General features: G+C 54.4%; 7 protein-coding genes. 1 reads left to right on the top strand and 6 read right to left on the bottom strand.

Annotated elements, in window-relative coordinates; all coding sequences use genetic code 11:
• Positions 1–11: 11 nt before the first annotated feature.
• From gmd to OKW39_RS42200, 5 genes are all read right to left on the bottom strand, one after another.
• Complete coding sequence (gene gmd, locus OKW39_RS42220) at positions 12–1,046, bottom strand: GDP-mannose 4,6-dehydratase (RefSeq protein WP_429565389.1); 1,035 nt, start codon at positions 1,044–1,046, stop codon at positions 12–14.
• Positions 1,047–1,330: 284 nt separating this feature from the next.
• Positions 1,331–4,714 carry a glycosyltransferase gene (locus OKW39_RS42215; RefSeq protein ID WP_429565512.1) on the bottom strand — a complete coding sequence of 1,128 codons (3,384 nt, stop codon included), beginning with the start codon at positions 4,712–4,714 and terminating at the stop codon, positions 1,331–1,333.
• Positions 4,710–5,510 carry a hypothetical protein gene (locus OKW39_RS42210; protein WP_429565388.1) on the bottom strand — a complete coding sequence of 267 codons (801 nt, stop codon included), beginning with the start codon at positions 5,508–5,510 and terminating at the stop codon, positions 4,710–4,712. The genes OKW39_RS42215 and OKW39_RS42210 overlap by 5 nt, the downstream gene beginning before the upstream one ends.
• Positions 5,510–8,215, bottom strand: a complete 2,706-nt coding sequence (locus OKW39_RS42205; RefSeq protein WP_429565511.1) for an FkbM family methyltransferase — start codon at positions 8,213–8,215, stop codon at positions 5,510–5,512. The genes OKW39_RS42210 and OKW39_RS42205 overlap by 1 nt, the downstream gene beginning before the upstream one ends.
• A gap of 777 nt (positions 8,216–8,992) precedes the next feature.
• Positions 8,993–10,159, bottom strand: a complete 1,167-nt coding sequence (locus OKW39_RS42200; protein WP_429565387.1) for a polysaccharide biosynthesis/export family protein — start codon at positions 10,157–10,159, stop codon at positions 8,993–8,995.
• A 165-nt stretch (positions 10,160–10,324) separates the two neighbouring features.
• Here OKW39_RS42200 and OKW39_RS42195 point away from each other — a divergent pair, with 165 nt between their 5' ends.
• Positions 10,325–11,554 carry an ISL3 family transposase gene (locus tag OKW39_RS42195; RefSeq protein ID WP_429562555.1) on the top strand — a complete coding sequence of 410 codons (1,230 nt, stop codon included), beginning with the start codon at positions 10,325–10,327 and terminating at the stop codon, positions 11,552–11,554.
• Between the two features lie 388 nt (positions 11,555–11,942).
• Here the strand turns inward: OKW39_RS42195 and cysC are convergent, their stop codons facing one another.
• On the bottom strand, positions 11,943–12,581 hold the full coding sequence (gene cysC, locus OKW39_RS42190) for an adenylyl-sulfate kinase (RefSeq protein WP_429565386.1): 639 nt from the start codon (positions 12,579–12,581) through the stop codon (positions 11,943–11,945).
• Positions 12,582–12,885: the final 304 nt, after the last annotated feature.

Genomic DNA, 12,885 nt, shown 5'->3' with positions numbered 1-12,885 from the left:
TTGTCAACCGCTCAAAACGAGGAGTTCACCCGGTTACGGCGAATATCCGCTGCAACCATCATCTGGCACAACTCTTCAAGCGTGGTTTTCGGTTCCCAGCCGAGTTCCTTCTTGGCTCTTTCGGAATTACCGATCAACAACTCCACTTCGGCAGGGCGGTAAAATTTCTTGTTCACTCGAACCAGCGTCTTTTTGCTCTCTCGATCGATTGCAATTTCGTTTTCAGCCGTACCCTCCCAAACTAGATCAAAACCGGCTGCTTTCGCTGCCATGCTCACAAAGTCTCGTACGGTCTCTGTGCGGTTTGTTGCCAACACGTAGGTGTCCGGCTTGTCGGCCTGGAGCATGCGCCACATGCCTTCTACGTATTCTTTGGCAAAACCCCAATCGCGCTTGGCGTCCATATTGCCGAGTTCCAATACGTCCAGTTTGCCAAGGCTGATTTTGGCCATGCTATCGGTGATCTTTCGGGTGACAAACTCGCGACCGCGCAACGGGGATTCGTGATTGAACAGAATTCCGCTCGTTGCGAAAATATCGTAACTCTCGCGATAGTTGATCGTCATCCAATGCGCGTAGAGCTTGGCTATGCCATAGGGGCTGCGTGGGTAGAACGGAGTGCTTTCGATCTGAGGAATGGCCTGCACTTTGCCGAACATCTCGGAAGTGCTGGCCTGGTAGAACCGAATAGCAGGGTTGACGATACGAATCGCCTCAAGAAGATTCACTGGCCCAAGGCCGGTGATTTCCGCCGTGGTCACCGGCTGGTCAAACGACACGCCAACAAAGCTTTGGGCAGCAAGATTATAGACTTCTGTCGCGCCCGTGGTCTGCAATAAGCGGATGCTCGTGCTCAAGTCGGTCAGATCATATTCCACCAGGTGCAGATTGGGATGTTGGGCAAGACCTAACTCCTCGATCCGCCAGAAGTTGACCGAACTTGTGCGGCGGTAGCTGCCGTAAACCTTATAACCCTTACCCAACAGGAGTTCGGCCAGGTAGGCGCCATCTTGCCCGGTGATGCCAGTGATAATTGCAGTATGCATTGTTGTAGCCATAGTTATTAACTTCGCGAGTTATACAAACCATCGTTTCTTTTCTCGCTCGACCCTATTCGATTCCACTTGTTGACCGCCTCCCGGCGACTGGACGCAACTTCGGAACCGGTGATGCTTATCGAGCAAATGTGTATTCGAGCTATACAAGTCAGCGGGAACTCGCTTGCTGAGCCAGCCGAGAGGCTAGCCCATGCGCTGGTCGCCAAGGCCGCCATGCTGCAATGGCGTACTTCAGGCAAGCCGAAACAACGCAAGCTGCGGCCCGCGTCGAATCAGTAGCTTGACTCGATTTCCATCAAACGTTGCTCAGGTTCGGCAAGCCTGGATTTCGGCGATCCGACTTTCATACGTCGGTCAGCGTCCTTTGAGTCGATAGCGATGTCCTGAAACGCACGGTATCGATCTGCCATTCCCTTTGATTCCACAGTGCCCATTTCGTGTTCGCCGAGCCACGGTGCGATCTCAACGGCCGAAATGCTTAACTCGGAACTTTCGCCAACCCAGACTCTCACCTCTAGGTCGTCGTAAGCCCTTTCCAGCGATATGACCAGCGACGCGAGGCAGTCGTCATTGACCTGCCCCAAAACAGACTCGCCGAGAACCAGACGCCCTTGGTCTACCGCAACATCCACGCTGGCCTCAGCAAGTCCGCCTGCGCCGACTGCACCGCGAATTGTCACTTGATGCTTGCCAGCAGCCATCGCAAGATATGGACCGTGGACCAGATTCCCTGCTACTCCCGTAGTCACCACGCTCCTACCCTGAATGCCCCCAACTACGGTGCTCAACCGTGGGCTAGAACCCAGAAAGCGACTTGTCCGCGGAAATTCTTTCCGAACCAAGGCTTGGCAGATATTGAACAGCCGTTTGCTGATTACCGCGTAGTCATGTTGTTCGCGCCATTGCTTCGCGTCCGCTTCTACGCCTTGTGCCTTGACCGAGTTCTCAGACAACTCACGCAAGGTTGTAGAAATACCGTGAGCAATGTCTTTTGCGGTAGTGCCAGAAAACCGGAAGGCAGCCCCGCCTATGTCGTCAAAAATAGCCAACGGCGAAACCACAATAGGACGTTTAGCAGCCAACCCGTACCTGACTGCCCCACTTGCCGATTCTCCTGTTTGCTGATAGGGAAACACTAACAAGTTTGCGTCGGCGAGCAAGGAAAAACTTTCCTCGTCCGCCAGAAAATCGGTATGCATTTCAATGATATCGCTCACTCCCAATTTTTTGATAAGAGCGCCAATCTCATTAACAAGCTTTGACGAAACCGGATCCGGGTATTCGGCATTGACCATCTTCAGCCGGACAAACTCCCCTCCCTCCTTGAGCAAAGCAATGGCTTGCACCAACTCGATCAAGCCTTTGTGCGGCAGACAGAAGCCATATGAGGCAATCGTGGGCAACTGTTTCTCTGCAACGGGCGCTGCCATCTGACAATCGAGCACGCCGTGTGGGAACAGAGCAACATTCTCCACCAAACCCATCGCCTTGAGACGATTAAGGTCTTGGACGGAATGAACCAAAATCCTCTGACAACGAGCAAATGCCGTTTGCAATTCCGACAACTGCCAATTCTCACAGACACCGAAGGGATCAGAAGTCGAGTGCATGATTACGATGACAACGCGACCGTCATCCAATTGCCGCTCTAAAAAATCGCGGAACTCAGAGAAATTGAAAAAGCCATAGTTAAACTGAACAACAACCGTATTGACCGCTATTTCTCGAATACACCTTGCAATTTCATCGAAATTATTAGCTTCTTTTCCTTGATTCCAGCAACGGATGCACGCCACATCGTCGGATTTCAGCGAATCATCGACATCCGCAAACGGCGCAAGAACGGTAAGATTTGCCTTGTCCATATTTTTGAGAAAATGCTCTGAATATGTCGCTACTCCGCACTTGGTATTCCAGGTCGATATCCATCCGATTTTCACGTCCGTCGAATGTTCCTGGGTGCAACCCCATACCTGAGCTGCTTTTACTGCACGTCCAACGACATCCGTCCATTTGAAATTTTTCAAAAGCTGTCTGCGACCAGCGAGAGCCTTTTCAGTCAGGTGCGCTTGCGGTGAGTTGTAAGCTTGAGTGAGTACATTAGCTAACTCGTCAACCTTAACCCTCGCCCAGACAGACGCGAAGAGTCCAAAATGAGTTTGCGCGCGCTCAAATTCATAGTCCACCAACCAGGCATTACTTTCGTTACAAAAATCGAGCTGGCCACCCCAAGCCGTTGTTATCACCGGCAACCCGCTAAGCATAGCCTCCGCCATTGGGAGACCAAAGCCTTCTGCTTTACTTGGCGCGACCAGAACATGACATTCCTGATACAGCGCTTTCAATTCCGAGTCGTTTATATCATTAACGATGATCTGAACGTCCGGAAACTTGACGTTCTGTGCTTTTCGTTCCGCTAGCCATTGGTAAACTTCGTTATGCGGATTATCGAAAGTTTTAATAACCAACGATACGTCGTCGTCCGAGGTAAATGCCTTCCCATAGGCATCAAGCAACAGATCAACCCCCTTGCGAGGAAAGCACGAAGATACATGCAAGAAGCGGAACCGCCTTGCATTCACCTTATAGCCCGCTAGCGGGGTGATTCGATCCCAATGATCGACGCCACAACCCGATGTGAGCATTGGTACCGAAACGCCATTATCAATGAGGATCTTTTCTACGTGGTTTGATAGGCAGGTGATGCCGTTGAGATTGGCGTTGAAATTATTGACCCATTGGTGGGGGAAGCCTGACTCCTCCCACGCATAGTGATGGAGCAGGTTAAGCGATCCTTGCATGTCCTCGACCCTAGGCGGGTAGAGGTTGCGGCTGACAACATCGACGCTTTCATGAGGATAGTCCCCAACGCGCGCATGCATCGACGCGACGTCCTGATTTGACTCAAGAAAATGCAGATTGGCGGGGAAATCCCCCGGACCTTCCGTGGAGTGCAGCACCACAAAATGGCCCATTGCATCGGCTGCACGCGCAGTCTCCCTATTGAGCAACGCCAAACTATAGCTGCTATCGAATGGGCCCTCGATTCTCCACTTCAACTTGCCGCCAAAATCTGCAAACGCTCTAAGTCGGCAAACACTATCTTCGTTCTCGACAATAGCAGCCGCCACTCCGACCAAATCATTGTCGGAGGGTCGAACTTCACTTTTGATGCTCGCTATATTCTCTAAAAAATCGACACGACCGTGCCCAGCGCCATCAACGACATCTTCCCGCGCGTGCAGCTTTTCGAATTCTCTGATTGTAGTAGCCGCACACTGATCCCAGCTATATTTTTTAGCTTGAATGAGTGCGTGCTCTTTCAACGACCGCCAAAAATCTTCGTCCGTAAGGGCCCTGCTAATCAAACGCGCAATATCGTTAGTTGACTTTGGATCAAAGAGCGCATCATCCCGACCAACCACCTCGGGGATACTGCTCGTATTTGAACCGATTACCGCGGCTCCGCAGCTCATAGCTTCCAATACGGGAAGGCCGAACCCCTCGTGAAAGGAAGGGAAAACAAAGAGATGACACTCGGAATAGAGTACTATCAGATCATCGTCGGGCAAATATCCGGTCAGTATCAGATCGCTTTTTTCAAGGCCCACGTCGCTCGCTAGACCTTCTAGTCGCCGCCGTCCAGCCTCGTCAATTTTGCAAACTAGTACGAGCTGAAATTTCTCTCGCGTGCCCTTTTTTTACCAACGCAAAGGCTTTTATCAAACCTTCAAAGTTTTTGCGCTCGTCAAAAGCGCTCGAATGCATCAGGAATTTTCGTTTAATTCCGTACCTAGTGCGAACTTTATTGACATCGACGCGAGTTACGTTCGAATTCGAGAAGGACGGATCTGCTGCCGAAGAAATATTGACGATTCGTTGCTCTTCAACGGCAAGGCGCTCAATAGCCTCGCTTCGTGCAGAATGCGATATTGCCAAAAGAAGATCGGCCCTTTTTAGTGCATCAATCTTTCCGTAGTACCATTTTCGTGACGGCGCCCAACCGATATATTTTTCCGGGTCCAGATGAGGTATCAGGTCATACAGGATGGCCGCCGTCGGTACGCGGGAAGAAAGCTGCCCAATGGACGTGACGGTATTGTCACATGCCCCCTCAATCAAGCTGCTGACGAGGAAGATATCTGGCGCCAAATCATCTATGAACTTTTCAAGCAGCAGTTCGGCAGAACGCACGCGCCATGAGTTTTCGACATTAAGCTCGTCGACCGGACCGGTCGCACTGAAGACGACGAAATGATGCTCCGGAAGCATTCCCGAGAACGAGTTTCTGATCTCGTCAATCGTTTCGGGAAACAGGCCGTTCAACAAAATAAAGACTTCGTGCGTACCACGATTGCGCACAATAGCTTTCGCGAGCGCCGCACAGTATCGGCCGATACCCCGGTGACGACTTCCGTTTTGTGCCCCTTGCAGGTCGATGACGATACGCATTATGCAGCCCTCCCAGCATGTCCCGCAGTCGTTGCTTTAAGTTGAAAATAGACAGATCTGGCTCGCGGCGAAAGGCGCTTGAGGTTATCCGACTCGGATGGATGAACAACAGCGACGCTGACTGCGGTGTCAGGTATTGCCGGAGGAGGACGGCAAGGGTCTGCAATCACAGCTTGCGACTGCTCAATCACTAGCTGGTGCAAACCAGTCAGTGCCGCCTCCATTTGATTAAAGCGGCAATCACTCTGATGGCTGAGCGCAAAGAGTTGATTTTCGATAACCCTCAGCTTGCGCTGGGTCGGATGATTACTTTCCACACCACCGAGCAGCCTGAAAAGCCTCCCGACCAGAGGAATTTGTCCTTTTTTCTGGCGCCGAATAGCCGCGTCCAAGCCCGGCAATTTAGCCGCATGCGCCTGGCCTTCCGACGAAAGCCGCAATTGCTTCAAGAGCCCAATTTTCGAATTACCCGCGCGTAGCCGACCCACGTAATAACTCAAACCTTCCGGGTCAGGGGACCGCCCCAATAGCGTTTGATATGCGCAGAGAACAAACTGTCGGTCGTGAAGTGCCAACAACTCACTTAACGTGGATGCTGCGCCCGCAAAAGACGGGACGCTCGTCTGTGTAGAGAAAAGCATGATCGACTCAATGAATGCGTTGCGACCGTTAATCGCAGGTGATTCCGAAATAGACGTCGGGATTGCATGGATTTCGATACGAGCCTCCGCGTCACTCGCGCGAACCTCCTTAGCGGCCGGATCCAATGCAACAGGAATGGAGCATTTCGTAGTTGCTTGCTGCACGAAGAGCGACTGCGACTCAATGGCGACCGTCGCCGAGTCACAACTCGACGGTGGAGAACTGTTAGACCCGAAAGCTGGTTTCTTTCTGACGGCGTTCAACCCGGCCAGCCTGCGCAGTGGCGCCGTCATGCGCCAAGTCAGTGAAGCCTGAGTTGTTGCCAAACTATTCTGCACGTGTGCGAGCGTTTGACGAAGTTGCACGCTGTTTTGCTGTTCAGCCAGCATTTCAGCTTTTAGACGCGCCTCTCCCGCTGCGCAGGCTTCGATTAGGCGATGGTGCTCATCGAGCCTGGCACTGAGTTCGGCATGATGTCGTTGAGCCTCCAATTGCTGCGTGTATTGGAGCGCCTGTGTTTCACCTTGCAGATCTGCGATTTCTTTGTCGAGCGCCCTTTCATGCCGCGCCCATTCTCGCTCGCGCTCCGCGTGCTTGCGTTCAAGCGCACGCTCTCGCTCACCATGGCTGCGCGCCAACTCGGCACTTTCCCGCAAAGCCTGTTGCTGGATCCTCAATAGTTGCGCACTTATCGCTTGCTCGCGCTTTATCTGCTCCCGCAGCAAGTTTTCGAGCGCTTGCCTCGATTGGTCGGTTTGTTCAGCATTTGCCTTTTCGCGCCGAGCACAATCTTGCTCCAAACGCCGAAGCTCTCGTTGCCCAGCTTCCAAGCGCGACTTCAACATTTGCTCCCGCGCAGCATGTTGATCGCGCAATTCCCGCGCCTGGTCCATCTGGGTGACGACCAACTCTTCCTTTTCCTGCGCGGCCTGCATCTGAATCGCCAACAGTCGCTCGGCGACCTCCTGCTCGCGCTGAGCCAGAACACGCAAAATGTTTTCCAACCGCTCCCGCACTTGCTGGATTTGTTCAGACAGCGCCCGCTCCCTCTTCGCCCGGTCTTGCTGAACATAACGAACTTCATCGCGCTCAGTCTGCAGTCTCGCGTTGAGAACGTTTTCGCGATCGACGTGTTGACGGTGTAATTCACGCTCCAGGTTGAGATGAATCTGCGCTTGCTCAGTCTTCTCTTGAGACGCTTGATGTTGAATCGCCAGCAGTTGCGCAACAAGTTCCCGCTCGCGCGCGATCCAACTCTGCCCCAGTTCTGCGTGTGTTTTCTGGAGCGAGGCGACGCTTAAGTTAAGGCTTTCAATCTCAGTGTTTGCTAATCGCCTGTGCCGCTCGACTTCCGCAAGGGCCCCGCCAACTTTCTCTTCGCACCGTTGTTCGATCAATTTGTGAAAGGGTGCGCTGGCCGTACCGTTCAGGGCAAATCCGTCAAACACATTCGGAGGTGATCGGAACGCGCCCTTGATCTCCGGATGCGCTTCCGATACGTAGTAGCGATTCAATCCGTCGAAATATACCGGAATATATCCCAAAGAAACAAGTGTTGCCTCCCATCCTTCATGCGTTTCAGTCTGGGTCATCGGGAGGGTGCTTTCGACGACGACAATCCACGGGCGTGCTGTAGACGCGCCCCAACTAGACAATACTTCCAGTTCAAGACCTTCTACGTCAATCTTCAGCCAATGTATTTCAGACCATGCAGAGGCATCGAAAATCTCTGCCAAAGTCACGCAGGGCACGAGCGATTCACGCGGGTCAAAACCGCGTTCGCGATGCTGCCCCGCTATGTCGGCGTCCCCAGTCGAAATACCAGTGCCCGGAATTTCAAAGAACCGCAAGACACCCGGCCTATTCCAGACGGCCGCCTGAATGACTGTGTCACCAGGCCGTTGCCGTCTCAGCAATTCGGCATAGTGAGGTGTCGGCTCAACGTGAATACCGCGCCAACCGCGTTCGTGAAAAGCGAGGCTGACGGAGTCGACTATTGGATCTTGGGCTCCCACATCTATATATGAACCGTGGTCGACATGCGCAAGCGCGCGCCAAAGCATGACGTCTTCGAAATTCTGAGCGTAGGAGGTAATACTCACGTTATGACTTCCGAGTCAAAGACGGTGCGAGGTCAAGTCCGAAGCGCAACGTTGGGTCGAATAAAAGAAATGTCACTCGCAACAAAGCAGATTGGAGGGCAACAGAATCAGCCGCGCGTTGAAGTCGAATGGTGTATTTGCGGCTCTTGCTGAGAAAACGAGAGAACGTGTGAAGTATTGACAGATCCCCGTGCGACGAAAGCGACAGTGCTCGCACAGAGCGCTTGCGAAGCGCGAGCGCTTCCGAAACAGTGCCGCTCCTTTGCCTGCGAACCTGTCTCCATCCCTGCATTTCCGAATGTAGATAAAGCACTATCTTCATTTCGCTTTTCGACGGCCATCGATGTCGTGAGCATCGGAGCGCAAGGCACTCAACGACACACGCCAGTAATATGTTTTTATCCTGATCAACACCCCGCGGCAAGGCACTGGATGACCTACTACCCCCGAGTTGCAGCAGCCAGAACTATTTGATGTACCCGGTGCGGGCGGACAAAAATGCCACCTATCGCTCAACCCCGCCAGCCAAAGCGGCACTGAACGAGCCCTTCATCCACACCGTCATATTGCCGAAGCCCAAATTCACGTACGCCCGGCCCGCGCGCACCCCCGTTCGCGCGTCAAACAGGCCGTCGCCGCAAGCGGGGGATTTGCCTATCAACACTTGAAACGGAGAACATTTCCCAATCAATAATCTGATTTCCCAAGTTCTGCGGACGAGCGACGCTTCCATCTCGCCTACCTAAACGTCTGAACCCCCGTAATCACCGGATACGCCACCGAGAACACCACATTCAAGAACTTCTGCACCTCGGCGATCGGCGCATTCGACACATACAGCAGGTCTTTGTTGTCCATCATGAAGCTCTGCGCTACGAAGAACGAGTTCGGGTCACGCAGATTCACGCGATACACGACCGGCACCTTGCCGTCCGCAGTCGTACGCACAGGCGTATTCGGCCACGGCAACGCCTTTGCATCCTCGAGACGGAAAATAAACACACCTTGCGCGTCCGAACGGGAATCTTCCAAACCGCCGGCACGGGCCAAGGCCTGCGCAAGCGTAATTCCCTGCGCTTCGAAATTGATTTCCTGATTCTTGCCAGTCGCGCCGAGCGACGTAAAACTGAACGGCTGGAACAACGCCGTCACCACGTCACCAGCATGCAGCGGCACGTTCTGACGCGGATCTCGAATCACCGTTTCGAGCGGAAGCGACGCCACCGTGTCGCCACGCGTGACCTGAATCGTGATCTTGTCGACCGGCTGCTTCACGCCACCGGCAAAAGCAAGCGCATCAAGCAGGCGTTCCCCGCGCGCGCTCAGGGGCATCCGGTTACTGCTCGCCACGTCGCCAACAACGGTGACGTACGAGGTCGCGTTCCGAGAGAGCTTCACCAGAACTTGCGGATCGTGGGCGATATTCTTCAGGCGCGCGGCGATATCACGCTGCAATTCCGTCGGGGTGCGTCCCACCGCTGTCATTTCGCCCGCAAACGGCACGTTGATTTTGCCGCTGCCGTCGATAGTCTGATCGGGCAGCACGGTCACGCGCGCGTTGCTTGCGCCGCCCTTCGAGTCCAATTGCGCGGCGCCAAATAGCGTGGCGGGGGGCGCTTCCCAAATCGACACTTCGATGGTGTCGCCTACACCGAGCTGCTGCTGGAATGAAGTACCGTTACCCAGTGTGGCGGAGAAATTTCCGACGCTACGTTCGGCGAACAGCTTGCGCGCGACCTCATCTGTCACGTCGACAATCTGGATGCCTGCGGGATTCGCGGGAGCTGCAGCCCTGCCTATCTGCGAACTGCTAGGCCCGGAAGTAGGAATACTTGAGCAACCGGCAAGTGAAACCGCGCCAAAAGCGATCGCGGCGAAAATTACACGACAAGACAGACGCGACATTTATGGCAATAGTGCCTCTTTCAAAATCCGAGTGGCTGGTTTGGCGGGTCAAGTACGGGCGTCAGCCCGGCGAAGCGAATACTTGACGCGCGTTGAAGAAGTAAGCTGGGACAGGGCTGGTTGCGGCAGAATGCGGCAACCAGCCCTGCAAGACAACGTGAACCGATGAACCAGACCCAACTGTTTGAAGCCGCCTTGGGGATCAAGGCGCCGTGGTACGTGCAAGGCGTCGATTTCGATGCCGCGCGGCGTGAGCTGACCATTGCCGTGGACTTTGTCGCGGGTACGCGCTTTCCATATCCCGGTGTGGCGGGCGAACACCCGGCTCACGACACCCAGATCAAGCGGCTGCGGCACCTCAACTTCTTTCAACATGAGTGCTATCTGGAGGTCCGGGTGCCGCGGGTACGTCTGCCGGACGGCTCGGTGCGCCTGATCGAACCCGACTGGATGGGCAAGCTGGACGGCTTTACGCTGCTGTTTGAAGCACTCGTGCTGGCGCTGTGCCGGGAGATGACATTTGCCGCGGTGGCACGCGTGGTGAACCTGTCGTGGCATCGGGTGAAAGCCATCTGTGACCGTTACGTGGACCTGGCCGTGGCCGCGACTGACCTGTCCGAAGTCACTGCGGTGGCTATTGACGAGACTTCGTGCCGGCGTGGCCACGACTATGTTTCGCTGGTCGCCGACATGGACGGGCGGCGTGTGGTCTTCGTCACGCCAGGCAAAGATGCCGGCGTTGTCGAACGCTTTGCCCGGCACCTGGAGGAACACAACGCAACGCCTGCGCAGATCGAGTCGGTCAGCATCGACATGTCGCCCGCCTTCATCAAGGGCGTCGAGGAGCATCTGCCCGATGCGCGGGTGACCTTCGACAAGTTTCACGTCGTCGCGCACGCGTCCAAAGCGCTTGATGGCGTGCGCCGCGCGCAGCAGAAAACCGATCCGTCGCTGAAGGGTATGCGCTGGTCGCTGCTCAAGGATGCCGGGAAGCTCGATCTCGCACAACTGACCGATCTCGAGGCCCTGATCAGCCAGTACACCACCAACCGCACCGCGCGTGCGTGGATGTACCGCGAGCAGCTGCGCGAGATTCTCGATCGCAAACAGATCCACGTCGTCTCCAAAATGCTTCGCCGGTGGTGCGGCAACGTCATGCGCTCGAAAGTCGAACCCATGAAGGACGTCGCGCGCATGATCCGTCGTCATTTCGACGGCATCATCGCGTGGGCGCAGACGCGTCAGACCAACGGATTCATCGAAGCGATCAACGGCCTGTTTCAGGCCGCCAAACGCAAGGCACGGGGATACGCCAGCTTCAAGACCATGCGCACCGTGCTGTTTCTCATCGCGGGCAAGCTCGACTTCTCAGCACTCAATCCGCATGCCTCGTGAGCCGCATTACCCACTGAGTTTTTAAAAGAGCCGCAATAGTTAGTAAGTAATTAAAGCTCGGCGCGAATTGTCTCATGCTAGCGGCTCAAATGGCGCAGTATTAAAAAAAATCTACACAACAATGACAAAAAAATCATTGGATGCGTGACTGCGCGGTGCGCGCGGACGCATTCTTCTAGCGAGAACGGAGAATAGAAAAGGTATGTTGCCGCAGGCAAACGTTTGCAACCAAGCCGCGGTCAAACTGTCCATTTAAACCGCTGAAGTGCCACTCTACGGGTCGTCTTACGCAAGTAACCCGGGGCGCCGCATACGCGTTCAGCCGCTATGTCGATACACGACACAGCGGCATTTGAGATAGCTCAGAATTCGCAAACGATTCAGTGCTCTAGGCGCAAAGCATGGTGCCACGAGTTTCAACCGCATCGCCCTTCAACGATCCGAGCGCCACCAAGATTCGGCCCAGCGCGCCTTCCGGTGTGATCTTAGACGTATTCAAGCGCAATTCAGGATCGATTGGCGGCTCGTAGGGCGAATCGATTCCAGTGAATTTCGCCAGCGCGCCCTCTCTTGCCTTTCTGTAGAGACCTTTGGGGTCCCTTGCTTCAACGACCTCAAGAGGTGCGTCGACATGCACCTCAAAAAATTGGCCGATCCCGAACAGCGCTCTTGCCGCGTCCCTGTCGGCCCGAAACGGGGAAATGAACGAAGCAATCACGATCAACCCGGCATCGACCATCAACCGCGAAACTTCAGCGGCCCGCCGAATACTCTCGTGGCGACCGGCATCGGAGAAGTCCAGATCGTGATTCAGTCCGAGGCGCAGATTGTCGCCGTCGAGAAGAAATGTGTGAAACCCGCGGATATGCAGTTCTCTATCAAGCAAGCACGCCAAGGTCGACTTTCCCGCGCCAGAAATACCGGTCAACCAAATCACCATTGGACGCTGCTGCTTCATCGATGCCCGACTGGTCCCTGTGACCAAGGCTGCGGTGGGAACCACGTTGTTGGCATAACTTGTTTCCATCTCTCTCTGATACCTGTATGTGTGGTTGCAACTACCCGATGCGGATATTTTTTTGATAGCACGCGTTCCCGCGTCACCGCGACAAGCCCGACTGAAACCTTTTGCGCTAGTCACGGCCCGACGAAAGCATCCGCAATGCAGAGGATAGGTTGTCGAGTCAGAGGTTAGCCGGCGAGCAAGTGCCTGACTAAGCACCTACCATCGCATTACAAAAGGTAACGGCAAATTCTCTCACGCACTCGGGTAGAATGGCGTGCTGTAAAAAAAATCCACACTTGAAAGACGAATAACGTCTGCGTGCCTG

This window comes from Paraburkholderia sp. MM6662-R1, from assembly GCF_050436245.1.
Lineage (GTDB): Bacteria > Pseudomonadota > Gammaproteobacteria > Burkholderiales > Burkholderiaceae > Paraburkholderia > Paraburkholderia tuberum.
Note: the sequence above shows the minus strand (reverse complement) of the source record. Positions and strands in the feature narration are given on the sequence as shown.